The sequence below is a fragment of the Myxococcus guangdongensis genome (assembly GCF_024198255.1).
Taxonomy (GTDB): domain Bacteria; phylum Myxococcota; class Myxococcia; order Myxococcales; family Myxococcaceae; genus Myxococcus; species Myxococcus guangdongensis.
In genome coordinates this window covers 14,182-34,854 of the sequence record NZ_JAJVKW010000021.1, presented here as the reverse complement: position 1 = coordinate 34,854, position 20,673 = coordinate 14,182, and the positions used below count along the sequence as shown (strand labels likewise).

The 20,673-nt window shown below is 70.9% G+C and carries 13 protein-coding genes and 1 pseudogene; 10 read left to right on the top strand and 4 right to left on the bottom strand.

Going from position 1 to position 20,673, the window contains the following annotated elements:
* Window positions 1-224: 224 nt before the first annotated feature.
* From LXT21_RS40420 to LXT21_RS40410, 3 genes are all read left to right on the top strand, one after another.
* The gene (locus tag LXT21_RS40420) at window positions 225-575 is read left to right on the top strand and encodes a nuclear transport factor 2 family protein (RefSeq protein WP_254043591.1); all 351 of its coding nucleotides are present in this window, start codon (window positions 225-227) and stop codon (window positions 573-575) included.
* A gap of 104 nt (window positions 576-679) precedes the next feature.
* On the top strand, window positions 680-2,533 hold the full coding sequence (locus LXT21_RS40415) for a M48 family metallopeptidase (protein ID WP_254043590.1): 1,854 nt from the start codon (window positions 680-682) through the stop codon (window positions 2,531-2,533).
* Between the two features lie 157 nt (window positions 2,534-2,690).
* Window positions 2,691-3,287, top strand: coding sequence for a HEAT repeat domain-containing protein (locus tag LXT21_RS40410; protein WP_254043589.1), 597 nt, complete (start codon window positions 2,691-2,693; stop codon window positions 3,285-3,287).
* Window positions 3,288-3,307: 20 nt separating this feature from the next.
* Here the strand turns inward: LXT21_RS40410 and LXT21_RS40405 are convergent, their stop codons facing one another.
* Window positions 3,308-5,740 (bottom strand): ABC transporter permease, encoded by a 2,433-nt coding sequence (locus tag LXT21_RS40405; RefSeq protein ID WP_254043588.1) that lies wholly within the window; start codon window positions 5,738-5,740, stop codon window positions 3,308-3,310.
* Window positions 5,741-5,884: 144 nt separating this feature from the next.
* Window positions 5,885-6,310 carry an ester cyclase gene (locus LXT21_RS40400; protein ID WP_254043587.1) on the bottom strand — a complete coding sequence of 142 codons (426 nt, stop codon included), beginning with the start codon at window positions 6,308-6,310 and terminating at the stop codon, window positions 5,885-5,887.
* A 94-nt stretch (window positions 6,311-6,404) separates the two neighbouring features.
* Between LXT21_RS40400 and LXT21_RS45055 the strand changes: the two are divergent.
* Window positions 6,405-6,539: pseudogene (locus LXT21_RS45055) on the top strand (GNAT family N-acetyltransferase); the annotation flags it as partial.
* 43 nt (window positions 6,540-6,582) lie between these two features.
* Here the strand turns inward: LXT21_RS45055 and LXT21_RS40390 are convergent.
* Window positions 6,583-7,008 carry a PaaI family thioesterase gene (locus tag LXT21_RS40390; RefSeq protein ID WP_254043586.1) on the bottom strand — a complete coding sequence of 142 codons (426 nt, stop codon included), beginning with the start codon at window positions 7,006-7,008 and terminating at the stop codon, window positions 6,583-6,585.
* Between the two features lie 89 nt (window positions 7,009-7,097).
* On the opposite strand from LXT21_RS40390, the gene LXT21_RS40385 reads away from it, so the two are divergent.
* Together LXT21_RS40385 and LXT21_RS40380 are read left to right on the top strand one after the other, a co-directional pair.
* Window positions 7,098-7,910, top strand: coding sequence for an aminoglycoside phosphotransferase family protein (locus LXT21_RS40385; RefSeq protein ID WP_254043585.1), 813 nt, complete (start codon window positions 7,098-7,100; stop codon window positions 7,908-7,910).
* A 22-nt stretch (window positions 7,911-7,932) separates the two neighbouring features.
* Complete coding sequence (locus tag LXT21_RS40380) at window positions 7,933-8,433, top strand: hypothetical protein (RefSeq protein ID WP_254043584.1); 501 nt, start codon at window positions 7,933-7,935, stop codon at window positions 8,431-8,433.
* A 1-nt stretch (window position 8,434) separates the two neighbouring features.
* Here the strand turns inward: LXT21_RS40380 and LXT21_RS40375 are convergent, their stop codons facing one another.
* Entirely contained in the window at window positions 8,435-9,442 is a 1,008-nt protein-coding gene (locus tag LXT21_RS40375) for a phosphotransferase enzyme family protein (protein WP_254043583.1), read from the bottom strand.
* Between the two features lie 212 nt (window positions 9,443-9,654).
* On the opposite strand from LXT21_RS40375, the gene LXT21_RS40370 reads away from it, so the two are divergent.
* The 4 genes from LXT21_RS40370 (at window position 9,655) to LXT21_RS40355 (ending at window position 20,619) form a co-directional block, all read left to right on the top strand.
* Window positions 9,655-10,014: an ArsR/SmtB family transcription factor gene (locus LXT21_RS40370; protein ID WP_254043582.1), complete on the top strand. Its 360-nt coding sequence runs from the start codon at window positions 9,655-9,657 to the stop codon at window positions 10,012-10,014.
* Window positions 10,011-10,472 (top strand): SRPBCC family protein, encoded by a 462-nt coding sequence (locus tag LXT21_RS40365; RefSeq protein ID WP_254043581.1) that lies wholly within the window; start codon window positions 10,011-10,013, stop codon window positions 10,470-10,472. Before LXT21_RS40370 ends, LXT21_RS40365 begins: the two co-directional genes overlap by 4 nt.
* Window positions 10,473-11,080: 608 nt before the next feature.
* The gene (locus tag LXT21_RS40360) at window positions 11,081-17,239 is read left to right on the top strand and encodes a type I polyketide synthase (RefSeq protein WP_256572402.1); all 6,159 of its coding nucleotides are present in this window, start codon (window positions 11,081-11,083) and stop codon (window positions 17,237-17,239) included.
* 53 nt (window positions 17,240-17,292) lie between these two features.
* Window positions 17,293-20,619, top strand: coding sequence for a non-ribosomal peptide synthetase (locus tag LXT21_RS40355; RefSeq protein ID WP_254043580.1), 3,327 nt, complete (start codon window positions 17,293-17,295; stop codon window positions 20,617-20,619).
* The last annotated feature ends 54 nt before the right edge of the window (window positions 20,620-20,673 follow it).

The window sequence follows — 20,673 nt, the reverse complement described above, 5'->3', positions numbered from 1 at the left end:
CGTTGCCCGCGCCCGCCCCGACGACGAGGAACTGACTGGGGTGGAAGTTCCACGTCATCCACGAGGCACGCTCGTCCGCCATGCGTGGTGCCTGGCTTCACGGGCGCCGACGGGCCGCCTCGTGGCAGGGGACGCGGAAACCTGACACAGGGCTGTCAGCGGCCAGGACCATGAATACGGTGACTCCGACACACCCCCGTGTCGGCCATTCCAGGAGGTGGAGCGTGGAGAGTCCCGTGGAGGTGGTGAAGGCGTACTTCGATGCCTGGACGACGAAGGACGAGGCGAAGCTGCGTGGGACGCTCGCCCCCGAGGTGAGCTTCGTCGGCGCGCTCGGCACGGCGGAGGGCGCGGAGGCCTGCGTGAAGGGGCTCGTCAACGGCATGTGGAAGGTGTCACCCCGCATGCGCGTGCTGCACCGCTTCGTGGATGGCCCGGAGGTGCTGACCTGGTTCGAGATTCATCCGCACGACGGCGCGCCCACGCCGGTGGCCAACTGGTGCCACGTCGAGCACGGACGCATCACCCACATCCGCGTCACGTTCGACCCGCGCTCGATTCTCGAGAAGCGTTGACCGGGATTTCCTCGGGAATCCCCAGTGGCTGTTTTCCGGGGCCCCTGGGGGCCATGGTTTGCGGGAACCCATCCGTGGGATAAGGGCTCCACTCTCCACTGATCATGGCCACGACCTCTTCCGCCTCCGGTGTCCTGCGCGGTTATGTATTGCCCGCGCTTCTGTTGTTCGCCCTTCCCGTGTTCGGCCTCTGGTTCACGGGATACGCCAGCAACTGGTTCGACGAGCGCATCCGCAACGCCATCTCGCAGCAGGTGATGCTGGACCGGGAACTCGACGAGGTCCAGCGCAAGGAGGTGCTGGAGGCGTACAGCACCTTCTCCGCGGTGGACGCGTGCATGAGCACGGACGAGGAGCGAGCGGGCTTCCGCGCCAGCTTCGGTGACGGGTGCACGGACGCGAAGCAGTTCGGCTGGGCGTACCGCGGGACGTGGGGCCTGGTGCTGTTGGGGCTCGCCTCCGCGTTGGTGGCCCTGTTGTGCGGGTTGGCGGCGTTCATCTCCCGGCCCCTCCAGTACCTGAGCTTCGTGGTGGGCTGGAACCTGTTGCGGCTCGCGAGCGCGGTCCAGGTCATCGGCCAGGGGGCGCTGGCGGTGTGGCTGTCGTACTGGGTGACGGCGGTGCTGACGCAGCGCTACTCGGTGAAGCTCATCGGCGCGGTGGGGCTGATGGCGGCGGCGGCGGCGTTCATGGTGGTGGTGGCCATCTTCCGTCGTCCGCCGATGGACTTCGAGGTGGAGGCGGAGGTCGTCGAGGAGTCGAAGGCGCCGGAGCTCTGGGCGCACGTGCGCAAGCTGTGTCAGCGGCTGCAGACGCCGCCGCCGGACCACCTGCTGGCGGGCATCGACGCGAACTTCTTCGTCACGGAGAGCGACATCCGCGTGGGAGAGCGGACGCTCAAGGGGCGCACGTTGTACGTGAGCCTGGCGCTGCTGCGGTTGTTGGAGCGGCGCGAGGCGGAGGCGGTGCTGGCGCACGAGATGGGGCACCTGCTGGGCGGCGACACGGGCCACGGCAAGCGGCTGGCGCCGATGCTGGCGCGGTTCGGCCAGTACCTGGAGGCGCTCCACGAGGGGGGGCTGACCAAGCCCATCTACTACTTCATGTTGTCCTACCGGGGCCTGTTCGAGCTGTCGTTGGGCCGCAGCCGGCGCGCGAGCGAGCTGGCGGCGGATCGGCTGGCGGCGAGCGTGACTTCGGGGCGGGACGTGGCGCACTCGTTGGTGAAGGTGGGCGCGTACGCCAACTTCCGGGACCGCGTGGAGGCGGCCTTGTTCAACCGCGACGAGCAGCACCAGAGCGTGGCGATCGCGCAGCGGGTGGCGCATGGCTTCGCCGAGTACGCGCAGTCGGAGGCGCTGCAGGGGGATTTGCACGGCTCGGTGACGCCGCATCCGTTCGACTCGCACCCGCCGCTGTCGGCGCGGTTGGAGAACGTGAATGTGAAGCTGTCGCCGGACGACATGGGGAGCATGCTCGTGGAGCCGGTGACGTCCTCGTGGGCGGAGGCGTTCGAGGACGCGGATGGCATCGAGGCGCGGTTGTGGGGGGCGTACGAGTCGCGCTTCTCGAAGGCGCACGACGTGGCGTTGGCCTACCGGTACGCGCCGTCCAACGACGAGGAGCAGGCGCACGTGGAGCGGTACTTCCCGCCGGTGACGTTCGAGGCGAAGGAGGAGGGCCACGAGGTCCGGCTGACCTACGCCGAGGTGTACTGCGAGGAGTGGGCGGCGCCGGTGCACCTGAACGAGGTGACGACGGCGACCACCGAGGACCGCATGTTCAAGAAGTACCTGGACCTGCTCCTGAACGGGACGGGGGCCACCCAGGGCAAGGTGTCCATCTGCTTGAACAAGATGAAGGACTCGGAGGCACTGCTCGCCGCGTTCGGCCACTACCTGGGCCGCCATCGCGCCAGCAAGGACCACCAACAGAGCGCCGAGCGCGACGCGGCGTGAGGTCCCCCGGGCGCCCGCCGTAGCGGCGCGGCGCCAGGTGTCAGTTCCGGGGGGGGATTTCCGTCCCATCGCGGCCTCGATGTCCGCAGGCCGCGATGCAGGGGCTCGGTGGGCTCGACGCCCACGACGCTGGCGGCGATTCCCATCGAGGTAGAGCTTGGCCAGGAAGCAGCGCCCTCGGTTGCCACCGGAGCAGCGTGACGCCGCGCTCGAGGACATCCTCTCCTCCGAGCGGGAGCGCATCATCCCCGCGGCGAACCTCCTCTCGTCCGACCCCTCCACCCTGCCCCGATTGCTCGAACTGCTCGCGCTCGAGCGACGCGCGGACAATCGCCAGGCGATTCTCCATGCGCTGAGCTGGCATGGAGAACCCGACGCGCTGTGGGAGCTCATGATTCGGGTCCTGTCCGACCCGACGGAGGGCGAGAAGGTCCGAGGCCAGGCGTCGGAGGGGCTCGCCTACATGTTCGCGGAAGTCGAAGTGGGCTCCACGCGCTTCGAGGCAGGAGTCCAGGCCCTGCTGGCGGCGTTGAAGGACTCCGCGCCGGAGGTCCGCTACTGCGCGCTCTTCGCGCTCGGCGCGACAGCGCATCCGCCGCTCATCCCCGCGATGGAAGCGATGCTCGCGGACGACACGCCCGTTCCCGGTTGGGTCGGCACGGTGGCCACCTCGGCTGCGGAGGCCCTCGAACGCCTCAGGGGTGGATACGCGTATCTGCACCGCGAGAAGCCGCAGGAGGATGGCTCCTCCTGAGCAGGACAGGCGTCTTCCGCCTACTCGGCCCGGAGCGCGACGATGGGGTCCACCCGGGTCGCCTTCATCGCGGGCACCCAGGTGGCCACCAGCGCCACGCCCCCGAGCAGCCCCGCCACGCCGATGAAGGTCCATGGGTCCTTCGCCGTCACCTCGTACAACATCGGCCCCCAGACCTGCTCGAGCCCCAGCGCCAGGCCCACCGACAGCACCAGTCCCGCGCCGACGCCCACCACCGCCAGCCGCATCCCCTGTCCCAGGACCAACCGCAGCACGTCGCTCCGGTCCGCCCCCAACGCCATCCGGATGCCCAGCTCCCGCGTGCGCTGCGCCACCGAGTAGGCGATGACGCCCGCAATCCCGAGCGCCGCCAGCAACAGCGACACGCCCGCGAACAACCCCATCAACAACGCGGACATGCGCCGCGAGCCCAGCGCGTCGTCCACCCGCTGGGACAGCGGCGCCACCCCGAACAGCGGCACCTCCCTGTCCACCTCGCGCAGCATCGACTCGAGGCTCGCTCGCACCGACTCCGGCGCCCCATGCCTCGGCCGCACCACCATCCCCATGTGGAGCGCTGGCAGCTGCGCCAGTGACCAGTACGCCGTGGGCCTCGCCGGCTCGCTCAGGTTCGCCTCCCGCAGGTCCTCGACGATGCCCACCACCGTCGCCCACTGCGCATCCTTCGTGTGCATCTTGAGCCGCTGTCCCATCGCATCACCGCGCGGCCAGTAGAGGTCCGCGAAGCGCTGGTTGATGACCAGCGCCCAGGGTGAGCCCGCATCGTCCGTGTCCCGCAACATGCGCCCCTGGTGCAGCTTCACCCGCAGCGCCTGGAAGTAGCCCGCCGTCACCGCCCGGTACTGCACCGCCGGGAGCCGAGCGCTCGGGTCCAACGTCCGCCCCTCGATGTCGAAGGTGTTGTCGCGCTGCCCCGACAACGGCAGGAGGTTGGTGAGCCCCACCGCCTCCACGTCCGGCAGCGCCTGGACACGCTCCAGGAGCGCGCGCTGGAAGTCCGCCTGCCGCGCCTTCTCCCCGTAGCCCGCCTGCGGCAATGACACCCAGCCCGCGAGCACACCGTCCGCCGCGAACCCCGGGTCCACCCGACGCAGCGCCAGGAAGCTGCGCCCGAACAACGCCGCGCCCACGAGCAACACCAACGCCAGCGCCACCTGCGCCACCACGAAGCCGCCGCGCAGCCGGCTCGTCCCTCCATCCACCGTGCCCCGCGCCCCCTGGTTCATCGTCGACGCCAGGTCCGCCCTGCTCGAACGCAGCGCCGGCACCAGCCCGAAGAGGAGCCCCGTCAGCAGCGACACGCCGCCCGTGAAGAGCAACGAACTCGTGTCCAGCTGGACCTCCGTCGCCCTCGGCAACCCGTCACCCACCAGCGCGAGCAGCGCCTCCAGGCCCCACGCCGCGAGCAGCACGCCCAGCAACCCTCCGGCGACGGACAGCATCAAGCTCTCCGTCAGGAACTGCGCCACCAGCCGCTTGCGGCTCGCGCCGAGCGCCGCGCGGATGGCCACCTCGCGGCCTCGCGCCACCGCCCGCGCCAGCAGCAGGTTCGCCACGCTCGAGCACGCCACCAGCAGCACGAAGCCCACCGCGCCCAGCAGCATCCACAGCGTGCCCCTCACGCTGCCGACCGTGCGCTCCTCCAGCGTCTTGAGCGACAACGACCAGCCCGCGTCTTTGTAATGCTGGGGATGGGCCTCGGACTCCCGTGCGGCGACTTGCGCCATGTCCCGCAGCGCGGCCTCCTCCGTCATGCCGGGCTTGAGCCGACCGAGCACGGAGAGATAGCGCGCGCCGCGATAGTTCTCCGTGAAGTGCTCCGCGGGCGGCGCCAGCGGTAGGTAGAGGTCGATGTCCTCCGGATAAAGGCCCCCGGCCGGGAGCACGCCCACCACCGTGTACGCCTCGCCATCGAGCTGGAGGCTCCTGCCCAGCACGTCCCTCGACTGGGCGAAGTACGCGCGCCATGCGCCCTGCGTGAGCACCACCACGCGGTCCTTCCCCGGCGTCTCCTCCGCGTCGGTGAACCACCGCCCCATCGACGGCGTGAGCCCGAGCGTCGGCGCGAACGACGCGGTGGCCTTCGTCACCGTGAGGCGCTGGGGCGCATCCCGCCCGGTGAGCGTCATGTCGCCCTGGACGTAGGCACCCACCGACGAGAAGGCGCGCAGCTGCTGGCGATAGGCCTGGTACTCGGGGACGGACGAGGTGATGTCCTTCAGGTCCCAGCCCGCGAGGTTGCCGTACAGGCGCACCAGCTGCTCGGGCTGGTGGAAGGGCAGGGGACGCAGGAGCACCCCGTTCACCACGCTGAAGACCGCGCTGTTCGCCCCAATCCCGAGCGCCAGGGCCCACACCGCCATGAGCGTGAAGCCAGGGCTGTTGCGCAGACCGCGCAGCGCGTACTTCACGTCCTGAAGGAAGGTCTCCATGTGCGCCCGCATGATTGCGAGTCATGTGCCATGCGGCCTTCCCGCTGCAACTCCCTGGATTCACGCACGCGAGCGGCGCGCCCCCTGTTCGATTACGCGCAGCCTCGTCCCAGGGGCGAACACGCCCGCAGCCTCGAGGTGGCTTCAGCGAGGCGGCCGCGCAAGTTGCTGGCGCAGGTGGCCCTCCTCTACCAGCCCCCATCGCTCGACCAGCCGCCCCTCGGGAGAGAAGCGCAGCAGGTCCAGCAGGGTGTAGCTCACCGGCAGCCCCGTCGGAGCGAAGCCCATGAATGGCCCCAGGTGCGTCGCCCGGGCGGTGATTCGACAGGCGACCTTGTCCCCCTCGGCGACCAGGTCCTCGAGTTCGAAGCGGATGTCGGGGAACGCGGCCCGCAGGCCGGCGAACCCCTGTTTGATTCCCTCGCGCCCCGGCGTCATGTCGGGGTCCGGGTGGTGGTCGACGGCGTCCTGCTGGATGACGTCATCGACGACGTCGAAGTCGCCGGAGTGGATGGCCTCTTCGAGTCGGCGGTAGAGCCTGCGCGCGGCGTCCTGGGTGGAGAGGGTCATGGGCTGAAGATGGGCACGTGTCCGCCAGGCGTCTTGAACGAATCGGACAGCGCTCACGTGGCATGCTCCGCCCCATGTCCACCGGCTCGGCCGCTCGCTGTGGGGGCGGGGAATCGTCAGCGCCGCGCTCGATGCCTTCTGTGTCTGGTCCTTCGCGAACACGGACCTCCTCCGGCTGTTCGCGCTGCCCTTCGCCGACAACACGGCGTCCTGTCGGGTGCTGGAGAAGGCGGGCTTCCAACGCGAGGGCGCTCTGCGCGCGCCTGCGTCCATCAGGGCCTTGAGCCACCGTGCGCGGCAGGGGGAATGGCATACGTCCCCACCGCATGGGCCACGGGCTCCGGGAGGCCCTCCGAATACAGCGACACCTCGCCCACCGCGAGGCTCCGCCCCACCTTCAGCAAGGTGCACACGCCGATGATGCGGCGGTCCGCGGAGGGCTTGCGCATGAAGTTGAAGCTCAGGCTCGTCGTCACGGCGAGCGGGACGATGCCAATCTCGCCCAGCAGGGCCACGTAGAGCGCCACGTCCGCGGTGGCCATCAGCACCGGGCCCGACACCGTGCCACCGGGCCGCAGCTCTCCAGGGCCCACCTCGTGCGCGACGGTGGCGCTCCGGTTCCCCACCTCGAGGACCCTCACACGCGTCTGGGGGAATTCGGCGGTGATGAAGTCCGAGAGCTCACGCAGGGTCGCCATGTCGCGAGTGTGCGGGAAACCCGCTCGCGAAAGTAGCGGCGATGGCGCGCACGCACGGCGCGTGGCGCACGGGGTCTTATGATTGGCCCATGTTCGACGAATTCCTACACCGCTGGTCCCTGACTCCGGATGGCGCGCCCATCGTCACCCCGGGTGCGCGTCTGCTCCCGGTGCGCCGACATGAAGCGCCCGCGATGCTCAAGCTCGCGCTGGACGCGGAGGAGCAACAGGGCGCCCGGGTGATGACGTGGTGGGCGGGAGACGGCGCCGCGCGCGTGCTGGCGGCGGAGGGCCTCGCGCTGCTGCTGGAGCGCGCGGAGGGACGAGGCTCGCTCACCGAGATGGCGCGGGGCGGCCAGGACGACGAGGCGTGCCGCATCCTCTGCGCCGTCGCGGACCGGTTGCACGCGCCTCGCCCGGCGCCACCTCCCGAGGACCTGATTCCGCTGTCGCGCTGGTTCGAGCCCCTGGCGCTCGCGGCCGCCACGCACGGGGGCGTGTTCACCCGCTCGGACCACGCCGCGCGCGAGGTGCTCGCGACGCCGGCGCCGGCCGTCGTGCTGCACGGGGACCTGCACCACGACAACGTCCTGGACTTCGGCGCGCGAGGCTGGCTGGCCATCGACCCGAAGCGCCTGGTGGGCGCGCGCGGCTTCGACTTCGCCAACATCTTCACCAACCCGGACATGGCCAACCCGGAGCTGCCCCTGGCGGTGCTTCCGGAGGTCTTCCATCGCCGCGTGGAGGTGGTGGCCGAGGCCTCGGGGATGGAGCGCGGGCTGCTGCTTCGCTGGGTGCTCGCGTGGACGGGGCTGTCCGCGGCCTGGTTGGTGGAGGAGGGAGGGGACGCGACGGTGGACCTGCGCGTCGCGGCGTTGGCGGCGGCCGCGCTGGGGCGTTGACGGCGTGCTATGTCATTGCGCCATGAACCTCTCACGGTGGTTGCTGGCGGGTGTGGGCGTGGCGGTCCTGGCGTCCGGCTGCGGCGGGCGTCGAAGCCACGCCAAGGTGGACTTCGCCCAGATGGGGCCGTCCATGAACGCGAAGCGCTACGCGAACCTGGAGAAGCTCGCGGCGAAGGACCTCAAGTGCTCCGAGGAGCTGACGCCCACCTACCTGGGAGAGAACCAGTACCAGATGGCGGGCTGCAACGCCGAGGGCGTCTACGAGCTGCGCTGTCGCGTCGGGCAGTGCGGCTGGATTCCCGACGTGAGGGCCCGCGCGGAGTTCGACCTGGGCTGTCCCCGCGCGCAGCTCAGCACCACGCGGATCGACGACGTCACCTCGGGCGTCGCGGGCTGTGGCAAGCGCGCCACCTACAGGGCCCTGGGCAAGACGTACGGCGTCAACTGGGTGCTGAACTCGCCGGTGGCCGAGGACTCGAGCCCCGCCGCGGACACCGCGGGCGCCGCCGCACCGCTCTGATTCACAGCGTCGCCCAGGACTGCTCGGCCCTGGCGACGACGTTGTCCTCGTCGAACTGCGCGGTGAAGTCCCCGAGCCAGCGCGCCCGCTCGGACGCGTCACCGCCTTCGCCGAGCAGCAAGTCGCTCAGCTCCAGCAGGTCGACGACGATGCGCTCGTGGCGACAGGCGCACAGCCGCCGCGGGTCCACCGCCACGTCCCCGTAGCCGGTCTTGAACGCGGCCACCTCCTCGTCGCGGGTGCCAATCCCTCCCACGCCCGCGCCGATGAACATGAGGTCCACTTCCCGAGGCCCCCGCGTCGCGGAGTCCCAGTCGACGACGGTGAGCGCGTCGTCGCCCACGAGCAGGTTCCCCGCGTGCAGGTCCGCGTGGCACGGCACGGTTTGCTCCCCGGCGCCTCGGGCGTTCCCCGCGAGCACGGCCGCGCGCTGGAGCACCGTCGCGATGCGGCCCGCATGTCGGGTCCACGCGTCGACCAGGGACTGGGTGGCCTCGGTGGTGAGCGCGCCGCTCAGCAGCGCCTCGTGCCGGGCCCGCGCGGCCGCGAGCGGCGGTGCGTCCGGCTCCGGGAGGGCCGCGTGCAGCTCCGGAGGCAGGCGCGCCTCGTGGATGCGTCGCAGGGCCTGGCCCAGACGCTTCCAGTGCTCGGGGGCCGGCGGTCGCTCGAGGCCGCTCGGCGCATCGATGAAGGGGTAGAGCGTCCAGGCCACGTCCTCGGCGCGCGGCGCCAGCTCCCCGCTCAGCGACGACATGGGGGCGGAGACCTCCCGCACGCCTTCTCGGTGGTGGAGGTGCCACGCCAGCCGGAGCCGAGCGTCCGACCACCGCCGCCGCAGCTTGAGGAACCAGGGCGAGCCCCGTCGGGTGGTGACCTTCAGCACCCGTGCGTCCGAATCCAGGCCCGCAGGGAGCGGCTCGAGCGCCGAGATTTCGAGGCCATGGTGCTCATGGAGCACCCGGGCGCAGCGTTCCTCGTCGGGCCAGGAGTCGGGGCGGTCGGCGGTCATGGAAGGAGTGTCGCAAAGCTCCGGGCGGCGGCCGCGCGCTCATCGCAACCAGTGTTCATCAGCACTCCCGTGGCCCGGGGGCAGGACGTCCCGCGCGCGGACTTTTCCAACCCGCCTGGGCGCCCATGGGCGAGGCGGGCCGGTGGACGCGCGCTATCAGATACTGAAGCAGTTGCTTGACTATCGGGGCGGCGGTGTCGATAGTGAAGCAAATGCTTCAGCATTCATCCCTGGACCAGGTCTTCCATGCGTTGGCGGACCCGACACGGCGCGCGATGGTCGAGCGCCTCACGTCGGGGTCCGTGTCGGTCAGCGAGCTGGCGGCGCCGTTCGCCATGTCGCTGTCGGCCGTCGGCCAGCACATCCAGTTGTTGGAGGCGAGCGGGCTGGTGCGCACCACCAAGGAGGGGCGCGTCCGCACCGTGGCGCTGGTGCCCTCGACGCTGGCCTCCGCGGAGGACTGGTTCAAGAGCCACCGCGCCCGCTGGGCGCAGCGCCTGGATGCCTTGGGTGCATTGCTGGAGGAGCCCGAAGAGAACGCAGTCCCCACCCCACCCCGGAGGAAGAGATGAGCACACCCGTCACCCACAGGACCTTCACCCTCGAGCGCACGTACCCCGCCGACGCCGCGCGGGTCTTCAAGGCGCTGTCGGACCCGAAGAAGAAGCGCCGCTGGTTCGCGGAGGGCGAGGGCTTCGTCGTCGACAGCTACACGCTGGACTTCAAGGTGGGCGGCTTCGAGCGCACGCACTTCCGCTTCGGCGACGGGCCTCCCATGACGAACGACAACGTCTACCTGGACATCGTCGAGAACGAGCGCCTCGTCTTCGCCTACGCGATGACCGTCGGCGGCGCGCCGCTGTCGTCCTCGCTGGCTTCGATGGAGCTGGTGCCCTCGGGCTCCGGGACGCTCCTGCGCTTCACGGAGACCACCGCCTTCCTGGACGGCAAGGACGGCTCGGCGGACCGCAAGGAAGGCACCCGCGAGCTGCTCGAGGCGCTGGCCCGGGAGCTCGAGCAGCACGGCTGAGTCGACGCGACGTGCGGGACACCGGGGCCAGGCGCCCTCGGCGTCCTCGCAAGCCATGCGGGGCTCCCTACCCGGGGGGCCCGTCTTCATGTCCAGGCCTCGAGCGCGGCATCGCTCGGCTTGAGTCATGACTCCAGGTCAGGAGCAGACGTGGTTTTGGGCCCTACCTTGTTGCCTCTCCGCCAAATGCAGCTCATGGGCAATCACATCCAATCGGAGGTCGAGAGGAAGTTGTAGCTTGCGAGGCTACAGCGCTGGAGTTGCGCCAGAATGGCTCGGTTCGAGTCCTCCGGAGCGGCTCGCCGGACCCACCTGTGACGTCATCTCCACGTGGGTTTGTCAGAGGGTCGTTGCATGGTGTCGCCCTCGGTGGCGGCGGCCGGATGCCCGAGGGAAATCGCAGGGGGACTGAGGAAGAAATGGGCCCTCGTGCGTTCAGGGTGGCGCGGAATTCACGCGTTAATTTTCCGTAACGAGGACTCCCTGATTCCTTCGGAATATTTGCTCAATCCGCTGTCACTGGAAGATGCGAAAGCGTGGTTTGCATCTGAATAGGACATGCTACTGTGTGTTTTGGGGAACACGCGCTTCATCAGGGGCTGAAGTCGATGGATACAGGGGGCCAGGAGTTGCAAGGCATTGCCTTGATTGGCATGGCGGGGCGCTTTCCGGGGGCAGAGAGCGCTCTTCAACTGTGGGAAAATCTCATCGGTGGAGTCGAATCCATCTCGCGGTTTCGTGATGAGGAGTTGTTGGCGGCGGGAGTGCCGGCGGAGGTGTTGCGCAATCCGGCCTACGTGCGCGCCAAGGGTGTCATCGCGGACGCGGACTGCTTCGACGCGGGCTTCTTCGACTTCAGTCCGAGGGAGGCGCAGCTCCTGGACCCGCAGCAGCGGGTGTTCCTGGAGAGCGCGTGGGCCGCGTTCGAGGACGCGGGCTATGACCCGACCCGTCTGACGGGGATGCCGGTGGGCGTCTTCGGTGGGGTGGGGCTCAACAGCTACCTCTATACGCACCTGGCGCGTCCGGGTGTGCCGGTGCCACTCGAGGAGTTCTTCGCGGCCTTCATCTCCAACGACAAGGACTTCCTGTCCACGCGGGTCTCCTACAAGTTGAACCTGCGCGGCCCGAGCCTCACGGTGCAGACGGCGTGCTCCACGTCGCTGGTGGCCGTGCACCTGGCCTGTCAGAGCCTCCTGAGCTTCGAGTCGGACATGGCGCTCGCGGGCGGCGCGGCCGTCACGCTGCCGTTGCGCACGGGCTACCTTCACAACCCGAACTTCATCCTGTCGAAGGACGGCTCCACGCGGACGTTCGACGCGCGGGCGGGCGGCACCGTCTTCAGTCACGGCGTGGGCGCGGTGGTGCTCAAGCGGTTGGAGGACGCCGTGCGGGATGGCGACGCCATCTACGCGGTCATCAAGGGCAGCGCCGTCAACAACGATGGCGCGTCGAAGGTGGGCTACACCGCGCCGAGCGTGGACTCGCAGGCGGAGGTGATTCGCACCGCGTACACGCTGGCGGACGTGGACCCCGCGAGCGTGGCGTACGTGGAGGCGCACGGCACCGCGACGCCCATGGGGGACCCCATCGAGGTCGCCGCGCTGACGCGGGCCTTCGCCTCGGAGGGGCCGCGCGACACGCCGTTCCTGCTGGGCTCGGTGAAGTCGAACCTGGGTCACACCGACGCGGCGGCGGGGGTCGCCGGGTTGATGAAGGTGGCGCTCTCGCTGCGCCATGGCGCCATCCCTCCGTCGCTGCACTTCGAGAAGCCCAACCCGCATCTGGACCTGGAGTCGGGCAACTTCCGCGTCGTCACCGAGCCCACGCCGTGGCCCGAGCTGGGGGCGCCCCGGCGCGCCGGGGTGAGCGCGTTCGGCATCGGCGGCACCAACGCCCACGTGGTGCTGGAGGAGGCTCCGTCCCAGGCGTCCACGCCGGCGAGCCAGGGCGAACAGCTCCTGGTGCTGTCCGCGCGCACGCCGGAGGCGCTGGAGCGCGCGCGGCTGCGGCTGGCCGAGCACCTGCGTCGGGAGCCCTCGGTGGACCTGGGGGACGTGGCCTTCACGCTGGCGGTGGGCCGCAAGCTCCTGCCGTTCCGCGCCTCGCTGGTCGCGGCGGACTCGGCCCAGGCGGCCGGGGCGCTGGAGGCGAGGCTGCCGGTGGAGCCGGTGGCGGCGCGGCAGACGCCGGTGGCGTTCCTGTTTCCGGGGCAGGGCTCTCAGTACGCGTCCATGGGGCGCGGGCTGTACGAGACGGAGCCGGAGTACCGCGACACGGTGGACCGGTGCGCGGCGCTGCTCCGGCCGCACCTGGGGTTGGACCTGCGCGAGGTGCTCCACGCGGAGGCGGGTGACGCGGCGACGGAGCGACTGGCGCGCACGGAGCTGACGCAGCCCTCGCTCTTCGTCGTCGAGTACGCGCTGGCGCGGCTGCTCATGTCCCGAGGGGTGGAGCCCTCGGCGATGCTCGGCCACAGCGTGGGGGAGTGGGTGGCCGCGTGCCTGGCGGGCGTCTTCCCGCTGGAGGACGGGCTGCGGCTCATCGCCCTGCGCGGCAAGCTGATGCAGGCGCTGCCGCCGGGGAAGATGCTCTCGGTGCCGCTGCCTCGCGAAGAGGTGCGGGGCCTGTTGAACGAGCGGCTGTCGCTGGCCGCGGTGAACGGCCCGGCCTCCTGCGTGGTGGCGGGTCACCCCGAGGCGGTGGACGCGCTGGCGGCGACGCTGTCGGGCCGCGGCGTCCAGGCGCGCGCGCTGCGCACCTCGCACGCGTTCCACTCGTACATGGTGGATGACGCGCTGGCGGCGTTCCGTCGGGTGGTGGAGCAGGTGACGCTGTCCGCGCCGCGCATCCCGTTCGTCTCCAACCTCACCGGGCGCTTCATCACCCCCGCCGAGGCCACGTCGCCTGACTACTGGGTGCGCCACATGCGCGAGGCGGTGGAGTTCGCCCGGGGCGTGGGCACGCTGCTTCGCGAGGAGCGTGTGTTGTTGGAGGTGGGGCCGGGCAACGGGCTCGGCGCGCTGGCGCGGATGCTCCCCGAGAAGGGCGCCACGGCGACCATCCTGTCGACGATGCGCCACCCGAAGGCCGCGGCCCATGACGGCCGGGTGCTGCTGGAGACGTTGGGGCGACTGTGGGAGGCCGGTGGCGCGCTGGAGCTCGCGGCCCTGTGGCGCGAGCAGCCTCGTCGCCGCGTCCATCTGCCGACGTATCCCTTCGAGCGTCAGCGCCACTGGGTGGAGGCTCCTTCGGAGGGGCCGGTCGCCGCCGCGCGCGATGCGCACGAGGGCCTGTTCCACGTCACCACGTGGGCCCAGCTGCCGCGCTCGTCGCCGCGTCCCCGCGTCGAGGGGGAGCGGTGGCTCCTGTTCCTGGATGACTCGGAGCTCGCGCGGGAGACGCTCTCGAAGCTGGACCTCGGGGCGGCCTTCGTCACGCGCGTGGAGTCGGGGGACGCGTTCGAGCGGCGGGAGGACGGGTTGTATCGCCTGCGCCCTGGCAGCCGTGAGGACCACCAGCGGCTGGTGGAGGCGCTGGCGGCGACGGGCCGGCTCCCGGACCGCGTGGTGCATGCCTGGAGCGTGACGGGGCCCTCGGAGGCCTCCCTCACGCCCTCGACGCTGGCGCACGCGCAGGAGCGGGGGCTCTTCAGCCTGTTGTGGCTGGCACAGGCGCTCGGTGAGCGCGGCGGCGGGCGGCCCGTGGCGCTGGTGGCCGTTGCCGATGGCGTCCATGCGGTCCTGGAGGGCGAGCGCGAGCGGCCGGAGAAGGCGACGCTGCTGGGCGCGTGCCGGGGCATCTCGCTGGAGGTGCCCGGGCTGACGTGCCGGCTGGTGGATGTGGCCGTGACGCCCTCGGAGGCGCTGGCGCGGGCGTTGGTGGACGAGCTGCGCGCCGAGGAGTCCGCGGGCGTGGTGTCCCTGCGCGGGGCGCAGCGCTGGGCTCCGCGCGTCTCGCCGGTGACGTTGCCGGCGAAGGACGTCTCGGGGGCGGAGTCGCCGCTGCCCGGGCGCACGTGGCTCATCACCGGCGGGCTCGGCGGCATGGGGCTCGTCTTCGCGGAGCACCTGGCGCGCACGCGGCAGGCGCGGCTGGTGCTGCTGGGGCGCACGGTGCCTCGCGCTGATATGGGCGCGCTCCAGGGCGAAGAGCGCGAGCGGATGGAGAAGCTCGCGGAGCTGGAGCGACTGGGGGCCGAGGTGCTGCCCCTGGCGGTGGACGTGGGCGACGAGGCCCAGCTCGCCTCCGCGCTGGCGAGAGCCCGGGAGTGCTTCGGTCGCATCGAGGGGGTCCTCCACGCGGCGGGTGTGCCGGGAGGGGGCGCGCTCCAGCTCCAGACGCGTGAGCAGGTGGAGGCCGTCTTCCGGCCGAAGGTGCTCGGTGCGCTGCACCTGGGGCGGCTGTTGGCGGCGGACCCTCCGGACACCTTCGTCCTGTGCTCCTCCGTGACGAGCCTGCGCGGCGAGCCGGGGCAGGTGGCCTACGCGGCCGCGAATGCCTTCCTGGATGGCTACGCCCACCTGCTGCGCTCCACGGGGCTGCGCGCCGTGTCCATCGGCTGGGACACGTGGGGCGAGGCGGGCATGGCCGTGGCGGCGCTGCGTGGCTCGGGGGCTCGCTCGACGCGGGGGCTCCTGCCGGGACATCCGCTGCTGGGCATGCGCCGCGTGGAGGGCGAGGACATCCTCTACACGCAGGTGATGGCGCCCGAGCTGCAGTGGGTGCTCGATGAGCACCGGGTGCTGGGTCAGCCGTTGATGCCCGGCACGGGCTACCTGGAGATGGTCGTCTCCGCGCTCACCGCGGAGCGCCCCGGCACGGCGGTGGAGTTGAGCGACGTCGTCTTCGTGACGCCGCTCACGGTGATGCCGGGGGAGCGCCGCGAGGTGCGGCTGGTGCTGAGTCCTTCGGGCGAGCGCCTTCGCTTCCGCGTCCAGAGTCGCCCCGCCTCCTCGCTGGAGGAGGTGTGGCAGGAGCACACGCTGGGCACCGCGCGTTGGACGCAGGGCGCCGCTCGGGTCCACCCGCTGGTGCCGGTGGAGTCCCGGTGCACCGATGCCCTGGAGTCCGCGCAGTCGCTGATGGGGGACGCCGGCGAGCACCACATCTTCTTCGGCCCTCGCTGGACGACGGTGGACTCGCGGCTGTTCTTCGGCGGGCGGGAGCTGCTGGCGACCTTCTCGCTGTCGGAGGCGTACCGGGAGGAGCTGGGCGTCTACCACTTCCACCCCGCGCTCCTCGACGTGGTGACGGGGTACTCGCGCCTCTTGGAGCTGCGCGAGAAGGGCACGGCGGGCGCCGCGGCCCAGGGGCTCTTCCTGCCGCTGACCTACCGCCGACTGAGCGTTCACGGGCCCGTCCCAGCGCGCGTGCGCGTGCACACGCGGTGGCGGCAGGACACCGAGGACGCGGCGTCGCTGCGTGTGTTCGACATCACCCTGCTGGACGAGCAGGGCTCCGTGGTCGTGGACGTGGAGGGCTTCACCCTCAAGCGGCTCGATGACATGCACCAGACGTTCTCCGCGCCGACGGTCGAAGCCGCGAGGAGCGTCGCCGCACCCGAGCGCCTCACGCTGCCCGGCGCGCTGACCAACCAGGAGGGCGTCGAGGCCCTCTCGCGAATCATCGCGGGCTTCGAGGGGGCGCACCTCTACGTGTCCCGCGAGCCCCTGAAGTCCCGCGCCTCCCAGCGCGCCGAGAGCCCCGTCTCCCGGAAGCAGGGCGCGAAGGCTCCGCGTCCCGCGCAGCGCACGGCCTACGCGGCGCCGCGCGACGAGGTGGAGACGCAGGTGTGCGAGGCGCTGGCGGAGCTCCTGGGCGTGGAGGCCGTGGGCATCCACGACAACTTCTACGACCTGGGCCTCAACTCGCTCCTGATGGTGCAGTTGAGCGCGCGGCTGCGAGAGCGGCTCGACGTGCAGCTGTCGCTCAACGCGCTGTTGGAGCACTCCTCCGCCGCGCAGATTGGCGCGCAGGTGTCCGCCACCCGGCCCTCGTCGGCCTCGGCTCCCGCGGCGCCGAGCGAGCCCGCGCTGCCCGCCGGCGTGGTGCGCTTGCAGCGAGGCGTGCCTGGACGCACGCCGCTGTTCTGCATCCACCCCGCGGGCGGCTCGGTGTTCGGCTTCCTGCCGCTGGTGCGTCACCTGGACAAGGAGCAGCCGGTGTTCGGCATCCAGGCGCGCGGCGTGGAGGGCGAGGTTCCGCCCGACACCTGCATCGAGGACATGGCGCTGCACTACCTGGCGCTGGTGCGCGGCCTGCAGCCCGAGGGGCCCTACCTGTTCTGCGGCTCCTCCATGGGCGGCACCGTGGCCTTCGACATGGCCCGGAGGCTGACGGCGCTGGGCCAGCGCGTGGACCTGCTGGCGATGCTCGACACGCCCTCGGATGACGGCGGCACGGTGCGCCACTCGGAGCCGGTGACGGACGACTTCGTCCTCGACTACGTGAAGAAGCTCTCGCCGGAGATGTCCGACGCCTTCGTCCGGATGAACGCGGAGAACGGCGGCAGCTTCCTGCGCCTGTGGCGCGCGCACAACGAGGCCCTGCTGCGCTACGCGGCCGAGCCGGTCGACACTCGCATCCTCTATTTCCGGGCCCGTGTCCGGGACCACCTCATCCCCCGCCATCCGGAGTACGGCTGGATTGGGAAGGCCCGAGGCGGCATCGAAATCCACGAGGTGGAAGGCAATCACCTCACCATGAGTCTGGAGCCTCACGTCGCGAGACTCGCCTCGCTGCTTCGCGAGCGCCTCGCGTCCTGAGCGTCCACAGCCTCCCGAATCCATTGCTCGCCGTCGGCGAGGAGAGCCGAGTCATGTCTCGAGACACCGAATCGATGTCCCTGGAGGAGAAGAAGCAGCTCTTGAAGCGCCTCTTGGCGCGACAGGACGCGGCCCCGCGGGTGGCGGCGGTGCAAGAGCCCTTCGCCCTCTCCTACGGCCAGTCCGCGCTGTTCCACCTGCACCAGTCCGACCCGGACAACCACGCGTACCACACGCTGTTCTCGTTCCGCGTGCACGGCCCGCTGGACGTGGATGCCCTGCGCCGCGCGGCCGAGGGGCTGGTGGAGCGGCACGAGGTGCTGCGCACCACCTACGGTGTCAGCGACGACGGGCGGCTGCTCCAGCGCGTCCAGGAGAAGGGCACGCTCCCCTTCACCCTGAATGACTCGCGTGGCGTGTCCCCGACGGAGGTGCGCCGCCGTCTCATCGAGGAGGTGCGCAAGCCCTTCGACCTGACGACGGGGCCGGTGGCCCGGCTGAGCGTCACCCGCGTGGACGGCGGCGAGCACCTGGTGGTCTTCACCCAGCACCACGTCTCCAACGACGCGCGGGCGCTGCAGGTGCTCCAGCGGGAGCTGCTCGAGCTCTACGGCCAGCTCGTCACCCAGGGCACGGCGAGCCTGCCGGCGCCTCGCGCGCAGTACCGCCAGTTCGTGGAGTGGGAGCAGTCGTTGCTCGGCGGTCCTCGCGGCGAGGTGCTGGAGCGCTACTGGAAGGAGCGCCTGGCGGGGGCGCCTCCCGCGCTGGAGCTGCCCACGGACAAGCCCCGGCCCGCGGAGCAGGGCTGCCACGGCGACACCGTCATCCACGAGCTGGACCGGGGGCTGGTGCGCCGCGCGGAGGCCCGGGCGCGTGAGCAGGGCGTGACGCTGTACACCTTCCTGCTCTCGTGCTTCCACGTGCTGCTCTCGCGGCACACCGGTCAGCGCGACGTGCTGGTGGGGACGCCCACCAACACGCTCATGTCCGCGGAGGACGCGGCGCTGCAGGAGGTCGTCGGCTACGCCGTCAACCCCGTGGTGGTGCGCTCCTCGGTGGACGAGGGGCTGGGCTTCGGCGCCTTCGCGCGCGAGCTGCAGAAGCGGGTGCTGGAGGCGCTCGAGCACCAGGCGTACCCCTTCCCTCAGCTGGTGGCGAAGCTGGGGGGACCGAGGGACGCGTCGCGCCCGCCGGTCTTCCAGGTGATGTTCAACTACCTGCCGGTCAGCGACCGCGACCCTCTGGCGATGCTCGGCCTGTCCGTGGACGAGGGCCGCACCTTCCAGGTGAACGGGCTGACGCTGTCGCCGTACGTGCTGCCGCAGCAGGAGGCCCAGTTCGACGTGGGCATGGAGTGCCTGAAGCTGGGCGAGCGGCTGGTGCTGGCGCTGCACTACAACGCGGACCTCTTCCTGGCCCGGACCGCGCGCCGGCTGCTGGAGCGCTTCGAGTGCCTGCTGGCGGACGCGGTGGAGCGCCCCTCGGCCCCGTGTGACGCGCTGGAGGTGGTGTCCGCGTCCGAGCGCGAGGAGCTGCTGCTCGGCCTCAACCCCCAGCCGATGGACTGGGTGGACGGGCCGTCCATGGTGGACCTGGTGGAGGCCCAGGTGCGCCGCACGCCGGACGCCGTGGCGCTGTCCGTGGGAGACACGCACCTGACGTACCGCGAGCTGAACGCGCGGGCCAACCGCCTGGCGCACTACCTGCGCGCGCACCATGGGGCCGGCCCGGACGTGCTGGTGGGGTTGATGGTAGACCGCACCGAGTGGCTCCTCATCGGCACGCTCGGCATCCTCAAGTCCGGCGCGGCCTACGTGCCCATCGACCCGGCGTACCCGGCCGAGCGCGTGCGCTACCTGCTGCAGGACAGCAGCAGCGGCGTGCTGCTCACCGAGCCGCAGCTCATGGAGACGGCGCGCCAGGGGTCGCCCGCGGGCTGCGTGGACATCACCACCGCGCGGGGGGACTCGGACGAGGACGTGGCGCACCGCCCTGGCTGCGAGGACCTGGCCTACGTCATCTACACGTCCGGCTCCACGGGTCGACCCAAGGGGACGCTCATCGAGCACCACAGCGCGGTGTCCTTCCTGCGCTGGTGCCAGACGGAGTTCCGCGCGACGGACTTCGACGTCACCTTCTTCGGCACGTCGTACTGCTTCGACCTGTCCATCTTCGAGATGTTCTACACGCTGTCGGTGGGGCGCCGAGTCCGGCTCCTGCGCAACAGCCTGCAGATCGCCGAGTACCTGGACAGCGAGCCGCGCATCCTCGTCAACACGGTGCCCTCCGTGGTGAAGGAGCTGCTGGCGGCGGGCGCGGACCTGGGCAACGTCACCGTGCTGAACATGGCGGGCGAGCCCATCCCGCAGAGCGTGATGTCCCAGCTGGAGGGCCTGCCCATCCAGGTGCGCAACCTGTACGGCCCCAGCGAGGACACGACGTACAGCACCTGCTACCGCTTCCCGGGGGACGACCCGAAGGTGCTCATCGGCAAGCCGCTGGCGAACACCCGCGTGTACATCCTCGACAAGGACCTGCGGCTGGTGCCCCGGGGCGTGCCCGGCGAGCTGTGCCTGTCGGGCGATGGCCTGGCGCGCGGGTACCTGGACCGGCCGGACCTGACGGCCGAGCGCTTCGTTCCCGACCCGTTCATGCCCGGTCGGCGCATGTACCGCACGGGCGACGTCGCGCAGTGGCGCGCGGATGGGAACCTGGACTATCTGGGGCGGCGCGATGACCAGGTGAAGCTCAACGGCTATCGCATCGAGCTGGGCGAAATCGAGGTGGCGCTGTCGAAGCACCCGGCCACGCGCGAGACGCTGGTGCTGGCGCGGCCCGGGCCCTCGCGGGACATGGAGCTGGTGGCCTGGCTGGTGTGCTCGGAGAAGGTGGAGCCGCGCGAGCTGCGGGCGTTCCTGGAGCAGCGCCTGCCGCGCTTCATGGTGCCGGGGCACTTCGTCTTCCTGGACGCGTTCCCGCTCACGCCGAACGGGAAAATCGACAAGAAGGCGCTGGCGGCGCCGGTGCCCGCGGCCTCCCGCGGCGCGATGCCTCCCGTCGCGCCGCGCAGTGAGCTGGAGCGCGCGCTGCACGAGCTGTGGGGGCACGCGCTGCGCGGCGCCCACTTCGGCATCGACGACAACTTCTTCGACGTGGGGGGCAGCTCGCTGCACCTGACGCAGATCCACATGTCGTTGCAGCGGCGGCTGGGGCGGAAGATGCCGATGACGGAGCTGTACCGCTTCCCGACCATCCGCGCGCTGGCCGAGTTCCTGGACGGGGGGGCCGAGAAGCAGGCCGAGCCCTCGAACGACGAGCGGGCCGAGCGCATGCGCAAGCAGGAGCAGTTCTTCCGGGCGCGCAAGGCGCGGCGGAGCTGAGTCACCCCGAGGCACGGGTCGACGAGGCCCGACGTGAAGGTTCATGGCCCCGGC